The organism is Rhizobium sp. B21/90 (assembly GCF_019355815.1).
Classification (GTDB): Bacteria; Pseudomonadota; Alphaproteobacteria; order Rhizobiales; family Rhizobiaceae; genus Rhizobium; species Rhizobium rhododendri.
In genome coordinates this window covers 1,068,014-1,089,931 of the sequence record NZ_CP072163.1, presented here as the reverse complement: position 1 = coordinate 1,089,931, position 21,918 = coordinate 1,068,014, and the positions used below count along the sequence as shown (strand labels likewise).

Sequence of the window (21,918 nt, the reverse complement as noted above, 5' to 3'; positions counted from 1 at the left end):
CTGCCCTCCCCTCTTCACGCTCAAGCCGTCGAGCCGACGACGCCCTCGACAAGGTAGCCCATGCTTTCGAGCTCAATGGCGTCCTCGGCAAGAGACTGCCCTGCGGTCACGACGACATTGCCCTTGTTGTCCTTCAGCGGCCCCTTGAATACCGAGAAGCCACCGGCCTTCATCGATGCCAGCGTTGCTTCGAACTTAGTGCGGGATTCTGCCGACACGCCGGGTCCAAGAGGGCTCATCTTGACGAAGCCATCCTTCAGGCCGCCGCGCACGAAGTTTCCAAGCGGCTTGCCGGCCTGGGCTTCCGTGACGAAGTTTGTGTAGACATTCCCCCAGGCCCACTCGGCGCCGGTCAGATATTTTTCGGGCGAAAGCGGGCTCTGGTTGGCGTGGTATCCACAGACAAACGCGCCTCTCCCGGCGGCCGTCTCGACCACGACTTTGGGGCTGTCCACGTGGCAGGTGATGACGTCGGCGCCCTGGTCGATCAGAGCATTGGTGGCCTCGGCCTCCTTGACGGCAAGCGACCATTCTCCGGTGAAGATGACCTGGCAGGTGATGGCTGGATCAACCGAGCGGGCGCCGAGCAGGAAGGAATTGATGTTCTGCAACACCTGCGGGATCGGCTTTGCAGCGACGAATCCGATTTTCTTGCTCTTCGACGCGTAGGCTGCCGTGATGCCGTTCAGGTACTGCCCCTGGCCGATATAGCCGAAGTACGACCCGGTGTTCATCGGGTTCTTGTCCTTCTGCCAGAGACCGCCGCAGTGGCGGAATTGAATGTTTGGATACTTTGCTGCAACTGCCAGCATATGGGGGTCGAAATAACCGAAGGAGGTCGGGAAGATCAGCGTTGCACCATCGAGATTGATCATCGATTCCATGGTTTTCTGGACGTCGACGGTTTCCGGTACATTCTCCTCCTCGATGACAGTGACGCCGGGCATCGCCTTGACGACAGCAGCGCCTTCCGCGTGCGCCTGATTGTAGCCGTAGTCGTCCTTGGGGCCGACATAGATGAAGCCCACAGTCAGCGCGGTTTGCGCCGCGGCACCGGTCGCGAAAAGGGAAGACGAGAGGCCGAGGGCCGCGCCGGCCCCCGCGGTCGTCTGGAGAAATGTACGGCGGTTCATTGGCAGGAGTTTGGTCATGGTGATCTCCTCGCGGCATTGCCGGGTCAACAGGTTACGAAAGTCTTGAAGCAACTGCCATGCCACTTTGAAAGTATCATGATATCAATGCTTTATGAGATGCCGACATGGGATGAGCACAAACTGTATGCACTTTTTCTGAGCTGATGAATATATTATCGGCTTTTCGGATTTCTGCGAGCTCCCGAATGGGTCGATCGCCAAACTCTAAAAAATAATGTTTCATAACAATGGCTTGTGCTAACATTGACATCCTGTTGTTCTCGATGCATCTGTATGCAGTACGTCTTAGATGTAGAGACAACGTGTGAAATCGCCCTCGAAAAAAGCAGTCGTGCGCGCCGGGACCACCGTCGAGCAAATGGTCCGCGCTATCGCCGACATGATCATCACCGGCGCCATGCAACCCGGCGACAAGCTTGACGAAGTGTCTCTCGCGGGACGTTTCGAGGTTTCGCGGACACCGGTGCGCGAAGCGCTGGGCCAGCTTTGCGCCATTGGCCTTGTTGGCCGCCAGCCAAACCGCAGCGCCGTGGTCACGAGGGTGACACAACAGCATCTCGTATCGATGTTCGAGGCCATGGCCGAACTGGAAGGCATCTGCGCCCGGCTATCCGCCGAGCGCATGACCGTCGATGAACGACGCCAGCTGGAGCTCGAGCACCGCGCATCGGCGCGGCTTGTACATCTCGGCGGGGAAGAGGAATATGCGGCGCATAATACCGAATTTCATACGCGCCTCTATCGCGGTGCGCACAACGACCACGTTTACGAGCTCGTAACCCAGACCCGCGCGCGACTTGCGCCGTTTCGAAGGGCGCAGTTCAGGCTCTCCGGGCGCATGGTGAGGTCCTTTGAGGAACACGAGACCATCGTCATGGCCATCCTGCGCGGCGAGGCGGCGCTCGCCGGCCGCGCTGCCCACGCGCACGTCGCCACGGTCAGCGACGCCAGTCTGGTGTTTGCCCGCGATAGCGATAACCAGGCGTCGAGCAAGAAGTAAGCTTCCTACACGACCACAGGATACTGGGCGCCATCCATGGTAATGGTGATGCCGGTGATATAGCGTGCCTTGTCCGAGGCCAGAAAGAGCGCGAGGTCGGCCACTTCTTCCGGCAGCGCCATACGCCCGATCGGGATCTTTTTAACGCTGTTCTCGATGGCGGCTTCGATGGTGATGCCGGCAAGGCGCGCATCCGCTGCAACTCCCTCCGCCACTCTCCCGGTTTGCGTCAGACCGGGACTGATGCCGACGATACGCACTCCGGATGCGGCATAGGCATTGCCGAGACCAGCAGTCGCCAACATCAGCGCCGCATTCGCCGAACCGCCCGCAAGATGGATGGGGCTCGCCACCTTGCCGCCAGCGCCGATGATATTGATAATGACGCCATGACCCCGCGCAGCCATCGCCTTGACGATGGGATCGACAACGTTGATGGTCGAGAAGAACTTTGCATCCATGGCTGCGCGCCAGAAGGCGGGCGTCAGGTCCTCCGGTGGCGATCGCTTGGCTGCACCGGCCGAGTTGACGAGGACGTCGACAGGACCGACATCCAGTCCTACCCGTTTGACCAAAGCCGCTGCAGCCGCACCATCGGAGAGATCGGCGGCAAAGCCGACTGCACCCGGCAGCATTTTCAGCGCTTCGTCGATATTGGCTTGCGAGCGAGAACTGATGACGACACGGGCCCCCTCCCCGACAAATTGCTTGGCACATGCCAAGCCGATACCCTTCGAGCCGCCGGTAACGAGAACGATCTTGTCGTTGAAGCTTTTCGTATGCACATCCATCTCCTGTCTATATCCCCCGACCGGTCGCAGAGCCTGTTCGCCAGGCAGCGCAACCAGAGCGCGGCGGCCAGACTAGCAGGCCACCATCTCGAGCATTACGCCTGAAGCGACGAGAAACCATTCACGTTTTCATGATGGTTGCTCCCATCCCCGGTAAAAGCCTCCGTCGATACGAGATGCGCGCGCCCCAGCACCTTTTACCCTTTGCCAGACTTCTAAATTGCTTGTCAGAATCAAAGAAAAGGAGATAATGGCGGCAATTCATCGATACACAGAAAAATATCGCCAGAATGGTCCTTTGACATGAATGCTTTCACCCCGCTGCCGTCGTTTGAGTTCGACGATAAAATCCTGCAGCAGGGAGCAGAAATCTCGCGCAAGCTGGATCAGCTTCGCTTCGAGAAATTTCCGCCCAATGCACGCAAGACGCTGCGCAAGTTTTCGATGGCGGAGGTGGCGCATTATCTCGGTGTAAGCCCCAACAATCTGAAGCGATTGCATCTGGAAGGCAAGGGCCCGGTCCCCGAGACCTCGTCCGGAGGTCGGCGTCTCTATACTGCGGAACAGATGTCGGAACTTCGCCTGCTGCTGGATAAGACCGGAAAGGCCGAAGCCAAGAAGTATGTGCCGCATCGCAAGGCAGGCGACAAACTGCAAGTGGTGGCCGTCGTCAATTTCAAGGGCGGGTCAGGCAAGACGACGACGGCCGCCCATCTGGCCCAGCATCTTGCCCTGACCGGCCACCGGGTCCTTGCAATCGATCTCGACCCGCAGGCCTCGCTCTCGGCGCTTCACGGATTTCAGCCGGAGCTGGACAAGAACCCGTCGCTCTACGACACGATCCGTTATGATGACGAACGCAAGCCGATCAGCGACGTGATCCTGCAGACCAACTTCCCGGGCCTCGACATCATTCCGGCAAATCTTGAGCTGCAGGAATACGAATACGACACGCCGTTGGCGATGCAGGTCGGCACCGAGGGGAAGCGTTTCTTCACGCGTCTGGGCAAGGGCCTGCTGGAAGTCGACGACAGGTACGATGTCGTGGTGATCGATTGCCCACCGCAACTCGGCTATCTGACTCTGACCGCTTTGACTGCTGCGACATCCGTTCTCATCACCGTTCACCCGCAAATGCTCGACCTGATGTCAATGAGCCAATTCCTGCTGATGCTCGGCAATATCACCCGGACGATCAAGAAGGCGGGTGCGGACGTGCGGATGGACTGGCTGCGTTATCTCATCACCCGATACGAGCCGACAGACGTGCCGCAGGTCCAGATGCTCGGATTCATGCAATCGATGCTCGCAGAGGAGATCTTGAAAAGCCCGATGGTCAAGACCACGGCGATCTCAGATGCGGGCCTTACGAAGCAGACCTTGTACGAAGTTGAGCGCTCGAATTTCACGCGTGGGACTTATGACCGGGCCATCGAATGCATGGATGCCGTCAATTTCGAGATCCAGGGTTTGATTCACCGTGCGTGGGGGCGGATGTGACGATGTTGACTGCCGTCAAAAGCAAGGATTTCTCAATATTATTCAAGGGTCTAATGCAATTGGAGGGTAACACAGATGGCGCGTAAGAACCCATTTGCCCATGTCATGGACGACCATGTTTCGGATGAAACCCGGCCGCTGCTCGACTATACCGTCAAGGGCGCTTCAAGGTCGATTTTGAATTCCATCGATGAGCTCGCCAGCCGTGCAGACAAATTGCTCGAAGGACAAACGATTGTCGAACTCGATCCCGATGTCGTAGATGCTTCCTTCATCAGGGATCGCCTCGAAGACGATGCCAAGGAATTCGAGGAGCTGGTGAACGGCATCAGGGACAGGGGACAGGATAGTCCCATTCTGGTCCGTCCGCATCCCAAGACCGACGGTCGCTACATGGTGGTTTTCGGCCACCGGCGGCTAAGGGCGGCCAAGACGTTGGGGCGTAAGGTCCGTGCCGTCGTCAAGGATATGGAAGATCGGGAGCATGTCGTTGCGCAGGGACAGGAGAACTCTGCCCGTGCCAACCTCTCTTTCATCGAACGCGCAGTCTTTGCCGGTGAGCTGTCGCGTCTTCACTACGACAATGACAACCACATCATCATGACGGCGCTGTCGCTTGATCGTGCGACGCTCTCAAAAATGCTGGCGGTCACAAGCATTCCACCGGAGATACTGGAGGCTATCGGGACTGCGAAGTCGATCGGCCGAGATCGCTGGTACGAATTGAAGATCTTACTGGAGAAGCCATCCAGTCTGGACAAGGCGATGACGTTCATTGTCAGCCCTGAATTTGCGGAGGGGACCAGTGACGAGCGCTTTCAAAGGCTCATGTCACACCTCAAGCAGAGCAAGCGGGTCGCGCGCAAGGTTCAGGAAAAATCATGGTCGCTGGCGAACAAAAGTGTCAGCGTCACAGCAAAGCATGATGGTATGACATTCTCGCTGGCGCTGAAATCCAAGGATGCTGCGGCGTTCGGAGATTATCTGTCGGAAAATCTGGAACAGCTTTACCACTCATTTTCCATCCGTGACGCGAATAAAGCAAAAGACTGAACCACACCAGAGAAAGGCCCGCAAAACGTTGTGGATGTGGAAGCGCTTCTCGAAATTATAGCCGACTATGAATCGGCATTTTCCGGAAACACCATCAAGAATGTTGGCTCCGTTTGGTGAGCAGATTTCTATTGCCTTATCGAAGGTGACGAGAAAATGCAGACAGGAAGTGTGACGACGCCCTTTGGTCGGCGGGAGATGACGCTTGGCCTGCTGGCAAGCCAATGCTCGGTCTTTCCGACAGGGCGCTGGCGGTGCTTAACGCGCTGCTGAGCTTCTATCCGGGCAATGAGCTCAGTGCAAAGCACGGCCTCGCTGTCTTTCCCTCCAACGCCCAGCTGTCGATCCGCGCCCACGGCATTGCGCCAGCGACGCTGCACCGCCATCTGGCAGCGCTGATGGACGCCGGATTGCTGGTGCGCAAGGATAGCCCGAACGGCAAGCGCTTTGCGCGCCGGGACGGGGAGGGGGAGGTCGACCAGGCCTATGGCTTCAATATCGCCCCGCTGATTGCCCGCTCTGATGAATCCAGACACTGGCAGCGCAGGTCACCGTCGACCGAGCCCGCTCAGGGCGATGCGCGAGCGCCTGTCGCTCTGCCGGCGTGACATTGCCAAGCTGATCGCGACGGCGCTGGAAGAGGGCGTGCCGGGTGACTGGCCTATGGTACAAGGGCATTTCCGCGATCTCATAGCCCGGATCCCACGCTCGCCCGACATCCATGACATCACGCCTATTGTCGAAGAGATCGATGAGGCCCCTGCGGCGGATGAGGCTTTCGAGCGCAAAAGCCTAACGGATGGCCGTTTGGTGAAACCACGACGGCGAGCAGAGATCAACCGGGCCTAAAGGCGTTTCCGCTCGGGCTTGTGTTGCAGGCCTGCCCGGAAATCCTGTCCTACGGCCCGGGCGGCAGTATCGGCAATTGGCGAGACCTGATGGGGGTCAGCCCCAGCGCCTGCGAGGAGGCATGCGCCATCATGGGGCCCGAGAATGCGGCGACCGTCACGGCCTGCGTGCTGGAACGGGCCGGCAGCATCACGTCGGCCGTCAGATATCTGCGCGACCTCACCCGCAGGACGGAGCGCGGCGAGTTCGCCATCGGCCCGATGCTGATGTCGCTCGCAAGGGCCAATGCCGGTAGACGCGAGCAGACAGGGTGCGGGAGTGGTAGATACAGCGGAAATTTGGCTCCCTTTGGGTGCCGTTATGAGTACAAAATGCAAATAAAATATAGAGTTATTCGTTAGAAATTCGTCGAAGTCTTGAGCTGTAAAATGGGTATATGGGCAGATTTTATCGCGGCTCCGGTTTGTCAGGCAATTGTGTCGGTGTGCAGCTTACATCATAATCGAAATGGTCCTTGAAGAAAACTGTCATTGAGGGATGAAGCTGCGCCATGACCGATATCGATATCCACACGCTCGATGAGGCCCAACTGCTGGCATTGAACGAGCGTATCGTCGAGCGGCTTCATCTTCTCCATCGGCAAAAAACAGATCAAGCATTGCGGCAGATTAAGATTGGCAGTGCCGTCATGTTCGAGGCGACCGACGGCAAAACGATTACGGGGATCGTCATCCGTCGAAATCGTAAAACCGTCACGATCCATACCGATGACGAAAAGCACTGGAACGTCTCACCCACTCTTGTCAGGCTGATCGGTCGGCATGCTCTGGATGAGGGGGAGTCCAAGGACGGTCGCGTGGTGCCCTTCACGAAGCCCGGCAGCCGATAACAGGTCGGAACAGGAACGCTCATTTTCGCCGTCCTTGCCGTAAGCTTCGCCAGCAGGAAGGCCCACGCTTGACGTGACGCTGTCCGTCTGAGCACGCGATGCCGAGGTGACCACATCCTTCCAGCGCCGTCAAAAGCCAGCCGTACGCATTCAGATCAGGCATGTGGCGGTAAGGCGACGCCTCAATCCACGCCGTCTCGACGCCAGCGCCAAATGCCGGATAAGCATGGCATATGGCATATGGCATAGTCTAGACTCACACCCTCATGTGCAAGCAGAGCTCGAACCTCATTGCGCCGAAGTCACTACAAAGGCAGGGGACAGGATAGTCAGCAGTTCGGCAGACGCCGTGATCACCAGCCTTGAGGGGCAAGCGAATTCGTCACCGACGCCACTAATCGCTTTCCTGTATCCACGCCGCTCGCCTTCTTGGAAGTCTCCGTTTCGCTTCAATCATGTCTAGCATCAGGTACGCTGATCCGCGCAATCAGACCGTGGGGCTGATTGGAGGACAAGGAGATGCTGCCGCCGTGGGAGCGGGCGATGTCGGCCACAATAGACAGGCCGAGACCGAAGCCTGCTTGGCCGCGTCGTGACGGATCTCCTTTGAAGAACGGTTGGAGCACCTTTTCGCGGAGTTCCTCGGATACTCCCGGCCCGTCGTCGGCGACCGAGATGGAAAAGCCGGTTGCGGTTTGCCGGAGTTCAACACAGGCGGAGTTGGAAAACTTCGAGGCATTGTCGCAGAGGTTTGTAACAGCGCGCATCATGGAAAGCGGACGGCAATTGGCGATCATTTTATTGGGCCCGCGATAGGTCATGTTGAACCCAACGTCTGAGAAATCACTGCACACGGTCTGCAGGATGCTGGCGACGTCGACCCGTTCCACCTCCTCGGTGGCGTAGTCATCGCGAAGATAGTTCAGACTTTCTGTGAGCAACCTGTCCATATGGTCGATATCGGTCAGCAGCGCGTCTCGCGTAGAGCCGTCGCCCATACGCTCGATCCGCAATCTGAGCCGCGTCAGCGGCGTGCGCACATCGTGGCTGATGCCTCTCAGCATCTGCGTGCGGCCCTCGACCATGAGATGGATCCGGTTTCGCATGCCATTGAGCGCGCGCGCCAGAGAGACAATCTCGACGCTGCCGCGCTCTTCGAAAATACGCGAGCCGCTGCTGATGTCCGAAAGCGTTGCTGCTTCGGAGATTTTCTTGATGGGTTCTGTCACCGTCCGAATCGCGAAGATGAAGAAGAAGACGATGAGCACGATGACCGCCATGAAATAATACGTGCTTTGGCTGAGGAATGAGCTCGTTATGATCGTGTCCGGAAAACCGAAGGACACGACGATGTTTTGCTCGTCGACCCGCTCCGCAATGACCCGTCGCCCATCTAGCAGCGCTCGCCATCCGCCGAGAGGCGGCTCGCCGTCCGGAGGAAACAGCAAGTCTGCAAACGTCTCGGCAACGCTCTGGAGTTCGGACGAGCCCTTGAATTGCGAAACCATCGAAATCGGTGCGAGCGAGACGTCCAGTCCTGCACGTCGGGCAGTTGCAACAATGGCGGAACGATCCGCTGAAGGGGTCTGCGACAGAAGCATCGCCAGGGTCTTCACCTGCTCAACAGCCCTTTCGAGGTTGGGTGCGGTAAAGTCTCGTTTGGCAAGGTTTTCCAGCGCCCGCCCACAGACAATGACCGTCACCAAAGCCACCAGAATGATGAGCGTGATCTGACCACGAAGGGTTTTGGGGATGCTGGTGGCAGTCTTAGGCATCGACCTCCTCCACCGCCGCCGTGAAGACGTAGCCACCCATCCGGACCGTTTTGACAATCAAGGGATCGCGAGGGTCGAGTTCGATCTTTTGCCGCAGGCGACTTATATGAACGTCGATGCTGCGTTCGATCGGGCCGGCCAGACCCGCGTGGGTGAGAGCCAGCAGCTGTTCCCTGGTCAGCACTTGACCGGGGTTCTGACAAAAAGCGATCAGGAGGTCAAACTCATGTGTTGTCATGGCGACGCGCGCATGGCTCGGGTCGTGTACCTGCCGCCGGATCGGATCAATACGCCAGTTGTCGAAACGGAAAATGCGTTTTCGCCGAACCTCGATCGGGGGAGAGGCGAGTCTCGATCGGCGGAGTAGCCCTTTGATGCGGGCAACGAGTTCCCTGAGGACAAAGGGCTTGGTGACGTAGTCGTCCGCACCGATCTCGAGCCCGACAACCCTGTCGATATCGCTACTGACGGATGTCAGCATCAGGATGGGAATATCGCCGGCCCCGCGAAGCCTCCGGCATATGCTGAACCCGTCCTCACCAGGAAGCATCACATCGAGAACGACGAGATCGAAGTCATCCGCTCTCATCCTTGCATCCATGGCCGCACCGTCTGCCGCAATATCGACCACCATTCCCTGCTCCACGAGACTGTCCCGAACGAGACCTGCAATCTGGGCATCATCTTCGACAATGAGGATTTTCGGCACGTTAGACATGGGGGGGCAGGCCGACTCCATGAGCAATTATCTCCCGTCGTTTATCTCTCATAACACGGTACGGCGCGCACCTGGGGAGGCGAAAGATTAAGTTTTGTTGCTGGCGGGCAAGACCGGTTCCTCGGCTGAAACAAAACTTAACACAATGCAATGCACGCCCCGAAACCCATGTGGCAGAGATCAGGCACTGAATTTGCGTCGCTTTGTCGAGCGGCTTGCAGCCCTACTGGAGTTCCCATGCTCAGCCGTATCTTTGCCTGCTGCGCCACCCTGTGCGCAACAGGACTAACTGCCTGCTCGGACGATGCGGCGCCTCCACCGAGGGCGCGCACTGTCAGGGTCGTGACAGTTCAATCGCAGCTTATTGGCCAAGCCTTCAGTCAAACCGGCGAGGTTCAGCCACGCTATCAGATCCCGATGAGCTTCCGGCTGGAGGGCAAGATTGTCTTTCGGATCGAGAACGGCACCTCCGTCAAAGCGGGCGATGTCCTCGCAAGTGTCGACAAGATCCCGTCATCTATCAACGTCTCGTCCGCGTCGGCGCAAGTCGATGTAGCAAAGTCCGACGTAGGGCTCGCCGAGCTCACCGCAGCGCGCAATTGGGAACTGTTTTCAAAAGATGCCATTTCGCGCGCCCAGCTTCAGCAAGGCGACGCCAATCTGCACGCAGCAAAATCAAAGCTGGAAGCCGCGAGCGCGGCTTTGGATAGCGCCAGACAGTCTCTCTCCTACACAGACCTGAGAGCTGATCGCGATGGCATAGTCTCCGGCGTCTCTGCCAGTGTGGGCCAGGTCGTTACCTCCGGCCAGACTGTAATGACGCTGAGCTCGAACGCGGAACTGGATGCGGTTTTCGATATCCCCGAGCAACTGTGGAACGAGAACCTGAACGACCCCGAGATCCAGATCAGGCTCCTATCCGACCCGACCAAGACCGCAACGGGAAAGGTGCGGGAGGTCACGCCATCGGCTGATGCAAAAACCCGAACCTATCGCGTCAGGGTGACCTTGCAAAACCCGGTCCAGGGCTTCCCGATGGGCGCTGCCGTCAGCGGCAAGGTGATCCTTTCGCCAAAGCGCCTGTTCGAGGTTCCATCTTCAGCACTTGTCCGTCTCGGACAGGATCAGGCAGTCTTTGTCTACGTGCCTCCGAGCAAAACCGTTCATGCGCGGGCCGTCAAGATAGAGCGGTACGCGGGCAGGAGCATGTTTGTTTCCGACGGCCTTGGCGACGGCGATCTTGTCGCGACAGCCGGTGTCACCAAGCTGCGTGACGGCGAAGCCGTCACCGTCGAGAAAGACGACCGTCTATGAGACCTCACCCAAGCACCTCCGGCAACCGCTTCAATCTGTCCAGATGGGCGATCACCCATAGCTCACTGGTGATTTTCCTGATGCTCGCGACGATCACAGGCGGCGTGTTGAGCTATCTGAAGCTGTCTCGTAACGAGGACCCTCCGTTTACCATCAAGACGATGGTCGTCAGCGCGAGCTGGCCCGGCGCGAACGTCGACGAAACTGTTAGTCTGCTGACCGACAAGCTTGAAAAGAAACTCTCCGAAACGCCACACCTCGATTATACGCAGAGCTATACGCGTCCCGGCCAAGCCGTGATCATGGTGAACTTGCGCGACGACACCCCGCCCGCAGAGGTCGATGGAATCTGGTACACAGTTCGCAAGAAGGTGTCGGATATCTCATCGACATTACCGGAAGGCGTCTCCGGGCCTTTCTTCGACGACGAATTCGGCGACACCTATGGAAGCATCTATGCCTTCCATGGCGATGGATTTAGCCCAAGAGAACTGCGCGATCGCGTCGAGGCAATCCGCGAGGCAATTCTCTCGCTACCCAATATCGGCAAGGTAAATCTTCTCGGCACCCAGGAAGAACAGGTTCTGATCGAGTTCTCGCCGGGCAAGCTTGCCAGTCTCGGGATCGATCCGGCTGCCGCAATCGAAGCGATCCGCGCCCAAAACGCCGTCAGTCCCGCCGGATTGATCCAGACGACGGAAGAAAAGATTTCTGTCCGGGTCAGCGGGGCTTTCGCTTCCGAGGACACTCTCAGGGACATGACGCTGAAGCTCGGCGGTCGCTATTTCAGGCTCGATTCGATAGCGACCATCTCGAGACGCAGCGTTGACCCGCCCGCACCAACCGTGCGCGTCAACGGCAAGGAAGTGATCGCACTTGCGATTTCCATGGCGAAGGACGGCAACCTCCTGACCTTTGGCCAGACCCTGAAAACGCAGATGAAAGCCATTGCGTCCCAGCTGCCAGCCGGCATCGAAATGAGCGAGGTCGCGGATCAGTCCACAGTGGTCGAGGATGCAGTCGACGGCTTCACGAAAGTCCTGGTCGAAGCGATCATTATCGTCCTTGCCGTTTCTTTTGTGTCGCTGGGCACAAGGGCCGGCCTGGTGGTGACGATCTCCATACCTCTCGTCCTGGCCCTGACATTTTTCGGTATGGAAATCGCCGGCGTCGGTCTTCAGCGGATCTCCTTGGGGGCTCTCATCATTGCCCTGGGTCTGCTGGTCGACGATGCCATGATCACCGTCGAAAGCATGGTCTCCTGCCTGGAGAATGGCAAGTCGCGCTCCGTTGCCGCGACATACGCCTACGAGACAACCGCCTTCCCCATGCTGACCGGCACAGCGGTCATGATCGCCGGTTTTATTCCCGTCGGCTTTGCGGCGTCCAGTGCCGGAGAATATACATTCTCGCTGTTCATGGTGATCTTCATCGCACTGTCGTCGTCCTGGATCGTGGCGGTTCTCTTTTCGCCCCTTCTCGGCACGTGGATATTGCCGAAGGCACTGGCTCACTCTCACGGCGAAGCGGGCCGGATATCGACCCTCTATCGCAGGAGCGTGGCCTGGACGCTGCGGCATCGCTGGCTGACGATCATCTGCTCGCTTGTGGCATTCGGCCTGTCGGTTGCGGGCTTCGGTCGCCTCGAGCAGCAGTTCTTCCCGGCATCCGACAGGCCGGAGCTGTTAATTGGCCTGACCCTGCCCCAGAACGCGTCGCGGGCAGCAACAGAGATCCGCGCCAAGCAGTTGGAGGATGTTCTCGCCAAGGACCCGGACATCGATCACTACACCACCTATGTAGGATCGGGGTCTGTCCGCTTCTACCTTCCGATGGACCTTCAACTCGAAAACGACAACGTGACCGAAACCGTTGTGGTCGCCAAGAGCGTCGAGGCCAGGGACGCCGTCCGCCAGAGAATTGAAACTGCGCTGGACGACAAGTTCTCGGATCTGGTGACGCGCGTCTCGCCGCTCGAACTTGGGCCTCCCGTCGGTTGGCCTCTGAAATTTCGGGTGTCCGGGCCCGATTATCAGCAGGTTCGCGTCCTGTCGGCAAGAGTCGCATCCATCATCGGCAGCAATCCGGATGCCTGCGACGTCAATATGACCGCCGGAGAGCCGCAAAAGAGCGTGACCATTCAGGTGAACCAGACCGAGGCCCGGGCGCTCGGCATGAGTTCGGAATCGATCGCCAACCAGATCACAGCGATCTTTTCCGGATCGACCGTCACCACGATCCGCGACAGGAACAGGCTGGTGGATGTCGTCGTCAAGGGCACCGAGGCTGACCGCACGTCCGTTGCCGAGGTGAGCAATCTTGAGCTTCGTACCGGCGACGGAAGCCATGTGCCGCTTCGTCAGGTGGCGACCGTTGCCTACGGCATGGAAGACCCGATCATCTGGAGGCGGCAAGGCAAACCGATGATCATCGTGCAGTCGGACGTCCAGAATGGCGCCCTCGCCGCAACGGTCGCTGGAAAGGTCGACGAACAGCTCAACGCGCTGCGTCAGGATCTTCCCTTCGGCTACACCATCACCGCAGGCGGTATCACGGAAGAATCCGACAAGGGCAATTCCTCCATCTTCGCGGTCGTTCCCGTCATGATATTCGTCATCGTCGCCCTCCTCATGATCCAATTGCAGAGTTTCACGCGCATGGCGCTTGCTCTCCTGATGGCTCCGTTCGGGCTTGTCGGTGTGGTTCTTGCGATGCTGCCGACCGGCACGCCAATGGGCTTTGTTGCGCAACTCGGTGTGATTGCCCTTGCCGGCATGATTATTCGCAACGCGGTCATCCTCATTCAGGAGATCGACCAGAATGTTGCGCGGGGACAACTGCCCGACGAGGCGATCATCGCGGCATCCCTCCACCGTGCACGACCGATCGTCCTGACAGCCTGCGCTGCCATCCTTGGCATGATCCCGATCGCCTCCGAGATCTTCTGGGGCCCGATGGCCTCGGCGATCATCGGCGGGCTCGCGGTTGCCACGCTCCTGACCCTGACCCTCCTGCCCTCAGCGATGTCGCTTTTGCTTGCGGCAGAAGCCAGGCGGGCCGTTCCCGCGCGATCGCAGCAGAGCGCTGTAGACCTGGGTTGACGGAGGCGAGCCGCAACGGCAACCCGATTCCACGACAATGTGTATCTCCCTGAAAATTGGACTTTAATGGCTATGACGATCAAAGGCTTGCACCAGACCTTTTTCAAAACCCATCTCGTCATCTGGAAGGCGGCCGGACTTTGTGTCGCGCTCAGTCTTGCAAGTTGCAGCTCGGTTCCGCTGACCGAGTCCGGGGCGCTGACGTCATACGGCAGTCTGGGAGCGAGCGAAGGGCGCTTTAGCAAGTCCCGCTCCTACGTAGATACACCAGCATTGCTGGCTGCGACTACAGTTGCAATTTCTTCGACACGCTTGTCGCCTCAGGCCTCCTCGAGCATTCACAATACTGGCGACGGGCGTCTGGTCTCCAATGCCCTTGATCGAGCGCTCTGCATCGGCCTCAGCGATCGATACAACATCGTTGGTCCCGGCGAGCCCGCCGACATCACCGTCAAGGCCGTCATCACGGACATCGTGCCAACCGGCAAGTTCGCGGCCGGATTATCGACGGCCGTCAGTCTGGGAAGCTCGGTCGTCCTGCCCGTTGGCGTGCCTCGCCTCCCCATTGGCCTTGGAGGACTAGCGGTGGAAGCGGAAGCCCTCGACAAGGACGGCATGCAGAGGGCAGCCATCGTCTGGTCCCGCGGCGCGAACTCGATCACCAATCAAGCGAGGGTCTCCGAAGTCGGAGACGCCTACGGCCTTGCCTCTGCCTTTGCCGGTCAATTCGCAGAAATGCTTGTGAAAGGAAAGAACACCTCTGGTTTACACGTGTCGCTCCCATCCCGGCAGAAATTGCGGTCACAACTCGGTGGGGCACCAAAGAACGCTGCCTGTGAAGCCTACGGTCGTGCACCCGGTGTCTCCGGATTGGCCCTGAGCCTTCTTGGCACGCCACCATCCTGGAGCGATTCTGGCCCTAAGCTTTAGCGCTTGGCCACGACATCTTTCAAAGAGGCAGCGCCCTTTCCTGACGCGCTGCAGCCAAGCTGCGTCCCAATACCGAGAGCAAGACCATTGATATTTCAACCAGTTGATAAAAGGCAGCTACCTGAGACCTCGCCTCTTCCTTCGTTCGCGCCAACGCTCGATCTTGCAATCGTCGTTTCGCCGACCGACATCGATGAGCAGGGGCACGTCAACAATTCCATCTATCTTCAGTGGGTGCAGAAAGCCGTCCTCGGCTACTGGCACCACATCGCACCAACCGATGCCCGGAGCGATCTGGTTTGGGTCGCACTAGCTCATCACATCCGATATAGAAAGCCGGTGCTCCTGGGCGATCCCATCCGTGCGTTGGTGACCGCGACCCACGCGTCTGGACCTCGGGCATCCTTCACAACGCTGGTGAAGCGTCGCGATGAGCTTTGCGCGGAAATAGAAAGCTCCTGGTGCTGCATCGACGCCTCGACAAGGCGTCCCCATCGACTGGCAAGGGAAATCATAAGGGCCTTCCTGCCTGCGTGACAGAGGGAGTAAATCTCACGACTGGCGTTATCAATCGAGCGATCTGGCGCGGTCCGGCCAAATTACCCCAAATCTTAAAGCGCGTTTTTTCAATTCCTTCGCTTTTCAAAGCAGTTACTTGGCCGTGACAACATTGGCGGCGGCCTCTGAGAGTGAACGCTGACTGAATAGTGTCTTCAGCTTCCATTCCAAAGCTGGCGTCTAGAAAAGGGGTGTTCAACCGCGGTCCTATCCGCCTGAGGAGACAAAGTCATGATCCGCACGTCTTTCATTGCAACCGCACTCGTCGCTCTCGTTGGTCTTACCGCCGCAGCCCCTGCCATGGCCAACGATGTGCGTATCGAACAATATGGCTGGTCGAATTCTGCCGGTGGCGCGCAGGAAGGGTTCGAAAATAGGATCAGGACCTATCAGAACGGTGGCTACAACCGGATTGTCGGCCATCAATACGGTCGTCATAACCTTTCGGCTGTCGGTCAGGAGGGCAATGGCAATTACGGCGCCACCTATCAGAACGGTAACCGCAACGTAGCTGGTATTGGCCAGTTTGGCTCCAATCACACGACTATCCTTACCCAGGATGGCAACGGCAATATCGCAGCCGGCGTCCAGGTCGGTAGCGGCTGCAGCGCAAATGTCAGCCAGGGCGGCAACGGCAACGTCGCAGCCTTCGTCCAGACCTGCCCGTAAGCTGCGGCTCGATGACGTCGAAGAGGTCAAGTTCGCAACCGCAGACAATAGGGGATGACCCATGCCAAATAGCGTTGAATATCCGCGCCGTCTGATGACAATTCTTGCGCTGGCCCTGCTTCCCGTGACCGCCGTCGCGGCGATGATGACGGCTGGGCAACCTGACGCGGCGCAGCTTTGCCAAATCGAAGTATCGCCCGGAGCAGGTGTGGTGAAACTGGACGCGCGTGTCGACGTCGATAAGCATGTCAGCGGAACCTACACATTCCGTGTCGAGAAGACGGGGAACGGCGGTATCTCTACGACTAATCAGAGTGGCGATTTTGATGCGACAGTCGGACATCCGACAATCCTCAGCTCCGTCTCCCTCGAAACTGGAGGCATCAAATACAAAGCCACATTGGATGTTCTGATCGGGGACAAGAGTTTCAGCTGCTCGAAACAGATCCCCGGCAGCTAAAGGCTCAGCACTCTGCAATCCCTGAAAAAGGGCGCCGTTTTGGCGCCCTTTTTGCTTTCGACCAACACCACACCACTGAACGACAAGTGAACGGGCAATTCCAATCTGGTTCAGCGACAGGATGCGAAAGTTGATCAACGGCCGAGGTAGCCGATGAATGGAGACGAGGATGACCCGCAACGTGATTAAAATCCTTACCGTCGCTCTTCTTGCTGGGAGCATCGGGCAAGTAGCCTTGTCTGTGCCAGCCTATGCCGGCGGCCAGATCTCTTTCAATCTCGCGCCGGACAATGCTGAGGATAGCGGTCTTTTCTCAACAGGACTGCGCGTCTATTCGCTCTTCCGCGGCCTGAAAGGTGCTGACATCCGCCAGCTGGGCCGGGGGAATGTGGCTGGCATCGCTCAGGCGGGTCGCGGCAATCTTGGATTCATCCAGCAACACGGCAACGGTCATTCCGCAACCTTGCGGCAGAATGGCGACAACAACGCCTACGGTATATTTCAATATGGGCGCAATGCTCGAACCGACGTGGTCCAGGACGGGAACAACGGCAGCGGCGCTACCTTTAGCTACGGCTGGTAACGCAGTTCATCAATGTAAAGAGGTTGGTCGAGGTCGGTCATACGCGTCACCTTACTCAGGACAACGCGGCGCTTGCGTGCATCGGTCAGCAGGTCGATAGAAAGCCTGGTGCGCAAGGAGAACGGCGATGCGGCCACGCATACGTTGGCGACCGGGAACGACGCGGCATTTGCCGTTGACTAATTGCTGCGCTAAGAGAGCTGACACGCACAGAAAGCGCGCCGTTGTGTAACTTGAAGTTCGGATGCGGCTGGCACCAAAATGGGCTCACTCAATTGTCCAACTGGGCGCCTGATCCAGTCCACACAATTGAGGAAAGTGCATGCCATCAACCGACCGAATCGTCCTTGAACCCTGGTACGACAAAGCATTGTTCCATCTGTTGGTTGACAGTTACCGGCGCATTGTCGGCAAGGCGCTGGTGCCCGATGACAGCGATGCGCATTGGCTCTATCATCACGCCCCATTCGCTGTGGTCGCTCACAACACCGATCCAGATCCGCTCTTCATCTATGCGAATATGTCAGCTCAACGTTGTTTTGAATATGACTGGCAAGAGTTTACGTCCTTACCATCCCGTCTTTCCGCCGAAGTTCCCAATCGTGCTGACCGACAACTGCTTTTGGAGACAGTTGCACGCGACGGGCATGCTTCCGGGTACAGGGGCGCTCGGATAGCAAAGTCTGGGCGTCGCTTTTGGATCGAGGATGGCTGTGTCTGGCAGTTGACCGAGCAAGACGGTCTGACGTACGGGCAAGCTGCAACATTTTCGATCACAGACTAGGCGGTCTGCTAATTTACGCGCACGAAAGTGGGGCTGGTCGTTGAGCACCGCTCGCCCGGCGAACGCCTACGCCTGACGCCCTATCGCTTCCGTCTTTTCTGCTTATCGACGATCCTGTCGATCCAGCGCTGCTTATGCAGGTTCACGGTACAGCTCAGTCGAGGCGGCATGCCCATCAATCATATTGCGGACCTTGGCTGCCATCGGCAGGTGGCCTTTCTCCGCGTCCCACACTGCGCGGAAACGTTCGACTGTCTTGTGTGCGGTGTCGAGCACCAGCTTTTCGGACAATTCCACCTTGGCGGCGAGATGCGCCAGTTCGTCCATTGACAACGCGGCCATGTTCTTCGTCCTCGAGAAGTTTAGTGCCGCCGTATCCTCACCTTCGATATGGGTATCGTCGATAGCAGGTCGTAAGCGGGTGAAAGCGCCGGTGTTCGTCTCTCGGGATAGATCAGCGACCAGTTCTTCAGATGCATGTCGCCATTGCATATCAGCGTACTAAATACGAGCCGCCGTATGAACTCGGCGACGAGATTCCCAGCATGCGCGTGATGCTGGGGTAATTGCCTTTGCTGTACCTATCGGCGGGTTTTACGCCGAACACCTGTGCGAAATTCTCGATATGGACCGGCCCGTGCGTTGTGCGATCAAAGCGCCTTATCGCCAGCGCCTACCCTTGCAACTCACTGAGACTTGCGGTAGGCCGCTGACGGTTTCCAGATCGACCAGCTGAATCTCGGGTACGTTCATTCCCGTCATACCGGCGATCGTCATCATCGCGAACTCGTTCTCGGGAACGCCGCTATATTGTTGCGACGGCAGTTCACGATCCATGAACCGCCATCCCGTCCGCCGGTATGGTCAGGCCACCTGCCTTTCCCGTGTTCCAGAATCCCGAGAATTTCAGCTGCACGCCGGCCAGCGAAAACCGCAAGGCTGCCTAGAGAGGCTGCTCGCGATCGGCGAGCTCATCTCGTACCATGTCTGCGCGCGCGCAGTTGCCTGGCCGTCCCTCAAGGTGGCAACCGCACCTATATTTTCACCCCAACCGGCAGACGTAACGCATCCAATGTAAGCGTGATCGACGGCGACGCAAGGAGGCTACAGAGGCCTCAACTGCAACGCTGAGTCGGTGGGTCGCATCTCGCGGGCCTGTTTTAGGGTCCTATAACGTAGATAAATGACCGAGTTTCACCTGAGCGCTGTAAATTATCTACAGGCACTAAGGCTATGAAAGATAACACCATTTGAGATTAACGCGAGTGATGTTAACATCTCGTTACCCAAAATGCGGTTGCAGCACGTCCAGAATCGCTGCTTAGTGCAAGCATCGGAGCAACGCCATATTTCCGCTTGGCAACGCTATTTAGGATAATCGGCTTCTGAAATGGCTCAACTCATTGGTAACATCCCGCCCGCAGACGAAAGTCTCATGGGGCTTATCGAGCGGCATTCCGATACGCTGTCAAGTCAGCTTCAGGCCCATCATCTAAGCGTCTTTCCGCCCCATGCGGATAAAACGATCCGCTATTTTCAGCCGGCTGAAGCCGCAAGGTTTATCGGTGTGAAAGAGGTGTACCTGAGAACCCTTGCGAACGACTTAGCCGACGATCTCGACGTTAGCACCGGCCCAGCAGGCCGGCGATCATATTCAGCGATGGATATGCATAAAATCCGCAATCATTTGGACAAGGTCGGCCGCGGAAGTCGGCGTTATCTTCCACACCGTCGCAATGGAGAAGATCTACAGGTCATTTCCGTTATGAATTTCAAGGGTGGCTCCGGCAAGACCACGACCGCCGCACATCTCGCACAATATCTGGCGTTGCGGGGCTATCGCGTTCTTGCGATCGATCTCGATCCGCAGGCAAGCTTGTCCACCCTCCTAGGGGTTCAGCCCGAGACGGATGTCGGCGAGGGAGAGACGCTCTACGGTGCGCTGCGCTACGAGGCCCCTCGGCCCATGCACGAAATCGTCAGGGGGACGTATATTCCCGATCTTCATCTCGTACCCGGCAACCTCGAACTCATGGAATTCGAGCATGACACCCCGCGTGCGCTGATGAAGCGAAAGCCCGGCGATGTTATGTTCTTCCAGCGGATGAAGGCAGCCCTCGCCTCGGTCAAAGACAACTATGATGTTGTCGTCGTGGATTGTCCGCCGCAACTTGGCTATCTCACACTGTCTGCAATCGCCGCCGCGACCTCATTATTGGTGACCGTTCACCCGCAAATGCTGGACGTGATGTCGATGAACCAGTTCTTATCGATGATGTCCGATCTTTTGCGCGAGATCGCAGGACACGGCGCGGAGTTCGACTACAAATGGATGCGTTACCTCATCACGCGCTTCGAACCGAGCGATGGGCCGCAAAACCAAATGGTCGGCTATCTTCGCGCCATGTTCGGCGACAACGTGCTGATCCATCCCATGCTCAAGACCACAGCTGTCTCTGATGCTGGCCTCACCAATCAAACGCTGTTTGAGGTTGAGCGTGCTGCGTTTACGCGGGCGACGTATGATCGGGCCATGGAGGCGATGAACAATGTAAACGGAGAGATTGAATCTCTCATCAGGAAAGCATGGGGACGGGCAGCATGAGCCGTAAAGACATCTTGCCAATTCCGCAGAACATTGGCCGCGTCGAAACAACGCGCCAGGCCAAACCGCGCACTTTGCCACTCATGCCCGAGCCGCAAGATAGGCTGTCTCTCGTTGAGCAGCCGAAAGCGGAAAACAAGATCGTCAAACAGGTCGGCTCGACATTTGAACTGGAACGCGAGCGTCAGGCGCGTGCCGACGATATCGAGAAGCGCCTGCTCGCCGGCCAATCGGTCATTGATATGGATCCCAGTACAATTGACGCATCGTTTCTACAAGACCGAATGCCCGGCGACATAGATGGGCTAGTGGTCTCAATTCGTGAGCAAGGGCAACAAGTACCCATTCTTGTGCGCCCTCACCCCGATGTCCCAGGCCGATACCAGGTCGCGTTTGGCCATCGGCGCCTTCGTGCCGTTGCAGAACTCGGACTGAAGGTCAAGGCAATCGTCCGCGATCTCAGCGACGATCAGCTTGTGGTTGCGCAGGGACAAGAAAACAATGAGCGCCAGGATCTCACCTACATTGAAAAAGCTAGGTTTGCTGATCGCTTGAAGGCGCGCTTTGCCCGGGACGTGATCATGTCAGCCCTCTCTGTTCAGAAGGGGGATCTGTCGGTCATGCTGTCCGTGATCGCCAAGATACCAGGAGAGCTGATAGATGCGATCGGTCCCGCTCCGGGCATAGGTCGTCGTAGTTGGATGGAATTTGCCGACTATTTGACCGTAGGAAACAACCTCGACAGGGCAATCGATATCAGCGAAAGCGAAGATGTGCGGGGTCTGCCATCGGACGAGCGGTTCAAGGCTCTTTTGAAACAATTGAGGCCCAACGCGGAGCGGCAAACAGCAGAGCCTTGGACAAGCCCCCGGCAGCATCGTCTTGGGCTAATTAAACACGGCAAAGCCACGCTGGATATCTCGATAAGCACGAAAGACGCGCCCGATTTCGCCGCGTTTTTGCTGAACCAAGTACCTGCACTCTACGATGAATTTAAATCGAAAAGTGCCGAACATCAACGCAACGGAGAGTAGACCGGAAAAGAAAAAGGCCCCCAAAACGTTGCCGTCATGGAAGCCCCTTCTGTAGTCCGCAAACACAGAATCGCACTTCCCTGAAAAACAGTCAAGAGTCTCGGCACCATTTTGGTGAGCGGATTTCTTTTGCCTATCGAAAGGTAAGAGA

18 protein-coding genes and 2 pseudogenes are annotated in these 21,918 nt (G+C 57.6%); 15 read left to right on the top strand and 5 right to left on the bottom strand.

Translation table 11 applies throughout. The features are described from left to right. Positions 1 to 20 precede the first annotated feature (20 nt). The gene (locus J5278_RS23090; protein ID WP_143123301.1) at positions 21 to 1,151 is read right to left on the bottom strand and encodes a BMP family ABC transporter substrate-binding protein; all 1,131 of its coding nucleotides are present in this window, start codon (positions 1,149 to 1,151) and stop codon (positions 21 to 23) included. Positions 1,152 to 1,512: 361 nt separating this feature from the next. Between J5278_RS23090 and J5278_RS23085 the strand changes: the two genes are divergently transcribed. Further along, positions 1,513 to 2,154 (top strand): GntR family transcriptional regulator, encoded by a 642-nt coding sequence (locus J5278_RS23085; protein WP_219259201.1) that lies wholly within the window; start codon positions 1,513 to 1,515, stop codon positions 2,152 to 2,154. Positions 2,155 to 2,159: 5 nt separating this feature from the next. Here J5278_RS23085 and J5278_RS23080 read toward each other — a convergent pair whose 3' ends face one another. Next, positions 2,160 to 2,945 (bottom strand): SDR family oxidoreductase, encoded by a 786-nt coding sequence (locus J5278_RS23080; protein WP_143123302.1) that lies wholly within the window; start codon positions 2,943 to 2,945, stop codon positions 2,160 to 2,162. A gap of 303 nt (positions 2,946 to 3,248) precedes the next feature. On the opposite strand from J5278_RS23080, the gene repA (J5278_RS23075) reads away from it, so the two are divergent. The 4 genes and pseudogenes from repA (J5278_RS23075) (at position 3,249) to J5278_RS23060 (ending at position 7,236) form a co-directional block, all read left to right on the top strand. Continuing rightward, positions 3,249 to 4,445 carry a plasmid partitioning protein RepA gene (gene repA, locus J5278_RS23075; RefSeq protein ID WP_142831347.1) on the top strand — a complete coding sequence of 399 codons (1,197 nt, stop codon included), beginning with the start codon at positions 3,249 to 3,251 and terminating at the stop codon, positions 4,443 to 4,445. A gap of 75 nt (positions 4,446 to 4,520) precedes the next feature. Beyond that, entirely contained in the window at positions 4,521 to 5,498 is a 978-nt protein-coding gene (repB, locus tag J5278_RS23070; RefSeq protein ID WP_219258482.1) for a plasmid partitioning protein RepB, read from the top strand. 156 nt (positions 5,499 to 5,654) lie between these two features. After that, positions 5,655 to 6,658: pseudogene (gene repC / locus J5278_RS23065) on the top strand (plasmid replication protein RepC); the annotation flags it as partial. Between the two features lie 239 nt (positions 6,659 to 6,897). Then, a complete protein-coding gene (locus J5278_RS23060) occupies positions 6,898 to 7,236 on the top strand; it encodes a hypothetical protein (protein ID WP_219258481.1) in 339 nt (112 codons plus the stop codon). 449 nt (positions 7,237 to 7,685) lie between these two features. Here the strand turns inward: J5278_RS23060 and J5278_RS23055 are convergent, their stop codons facing one another. Both J5278_RS23055 and J5278_RS23050 read right to left on the bottom strand, forming a co-directional pair. Then, positions 7,686 to 9,011, bottom strand: a complete 1,326-nt coding sequence (locus J5278_RS23055) for an ATP-binding protein (protein ID WP_219258480.1) — start codon at positions 9,009 to 9,011, stop codon at positions 7,686 to 7,688. Beyond that, entirely contained in the window at positions 9,004 to 9,729 is a 726-nt protein-coding gene (locus J5278_RS23050) for a response regulator (RefSeq protein WP_219258479.1), read from the bottom strand. The genes J5278_RS23055 and J5278_RS23050 overlap by 8 nt, the downstream gene beginning before the upstream one ends. Before the next feature lie 237 nt (positions 9,730 to 9,966). Between J5278_RS23050 and J5278_RS23045 the strand changes: the two genes are divergently transcribed. The 8 genes from J5278_RS23045 (at position 9,967) to J5278_RS23010 (ending at position 18,128) form a co-directional block, all read left to right on the top strand. Further along, positions 9,967 to 11,043, top strand: a complete 1,077-nt coding sequence (locus tag J5278_RS23045) for an efflux RND transporter periplasmic adaptor subunit (protein WP_219258474.1) — start codon at positions 9,967 to 9,969, stop codon at positions 11,041 to 11,043. After that, positions 11,040 to 14,144 (top strand): efflux RND transporter permease subunit, encoded by a 3,105-nt coding sequence (locus J5278_RS23040; protein ID WP_219258472.1) that lies wholly within the window; start codon positions 11,040 to 11,042, stop codon positions 14,142 to 14,144. Before J5278_RS23045 ends, J5278_RS23040 begins: the two co-directional genes overlap by 4 nt. A 72-nt stretch (positions 14,145 to 14,216) precedes the next feature. Beyond that, a complete protein-coding gene (locus J5278_RS23035) occupies positions 14,217 to 15,074 on the top strand; it encodes a DUF3313 domain-containing protein (RefSeq protein ID WP_247750714.1) in 858 nt (285 codons plus the stop codon). 3 nt (positions 15,075 to 15,077) lie between these two features. After that, positions 15,078 to 15,611 (top strand): acyl-CoA thioesterase, encoded by a 534-nt coding sequence (locus J5278_RS31675; protein ID WP_374109195.1) that lies wholly within the window; start codon positions 15,078 to 15,080, stop codon positions 15,609 to 15,611. A 252-nt stretch (positions 15,612 to 15,863) separates the two neighbouring features. After that, the gene (locus J5278_RS23025; RefSeq protein WP_142832365.1) at positions 15,864 to 16,301 is read left to right on the top strand and encodes a curlin; all 438 of its coding nucleotides are present in this window, start codon (positions 15,864 to 15,866) and stop codon (positions 16,299 to 16,301) included. A 61-nt stretch (positions 16,302 to 16,362) separates the two neighbouring features. Then, positions 16,363 to 16,761, top strand: a complete 399-nt coding sequence (gene csgH / locus J5278_RS23020; RefSeq protein ID WP_209186272.1) for a curli-like amyloid fiber formation chaperone CsgH — start codon at positions 16,363 to 16,365, stop codon at positions 16,759 to 16,761. A gap of 169 nt (positions 16,762 to 16,930) precedes the next feature. Next, a complete protein-coding gene (locus J5278_RS23015; RefSeq protein ID WP_143123453.1) occupies positions 16,931 to 17,344 on the top strand; it encodes a curlin in 414 nt (137 codons plus the stop codon). Positions 17,345 to 17,666: 322 nt separating this feature from the next. After that, a complete protein-coding gene (locus tag J5278_RS23010) occupies positions 17,667 to 18,128 on the top strand; it encodes an MEKHLA domain-containing protein (RefSeq protein WP_219258469.1) in 462 nt (153 codons plus the stop codon). 132 nt (positions 18,129 to 18,260) lie between these two features. On the opposite strand, the pseudogene J5278_RS31510 reads toward J5278_RS23010, so the two are convergent. Further along, positions 18,261 to 19,068, bottom strand: a pseudogene (locus J5278_RS31510) (type II toxin-antitoxin system HipA family toxin); the annotation flags it as partial. Between the two features lie 495 nt (positions 19,069 to 19,563). Here J5278_RS31510 and repA (J5278_RS23000) point away from each other — a divergent pair. Continuing rightward, positions 19,564 to 20,733 carry a plasmid partitioning protein RepA gene (repA, locus tag J5278_RS23000; RefSeq protein WP_142832361.1) on the top strand — a complete coding sequence of 390 codons (1,170 nt, stop codon included), beginning with the start codon at positions 19,564 to 19,566 and terminating at the stop codon, positions 20,731 to 20,733. Continuing rightward, positions 20,730 to 21,767 (top strand): plasmid partitioning protein RepB, encoded by a 1,038-nt coding sequence (gene repB / locus J5278_RS22995; RefSeq protein ID WP_219258468.1) that lies wholly within the window; start codon positions 20,730 to 20,732, stop codon positions 21,765 to 21,767. Before repA (J5278_RS23000) ends, repB (J5278_RS22995) begins: the two co-directional genes overlap by 4 nt. Positions 21,768 to 21,918 lie beyond the last annotated feature (151 nt).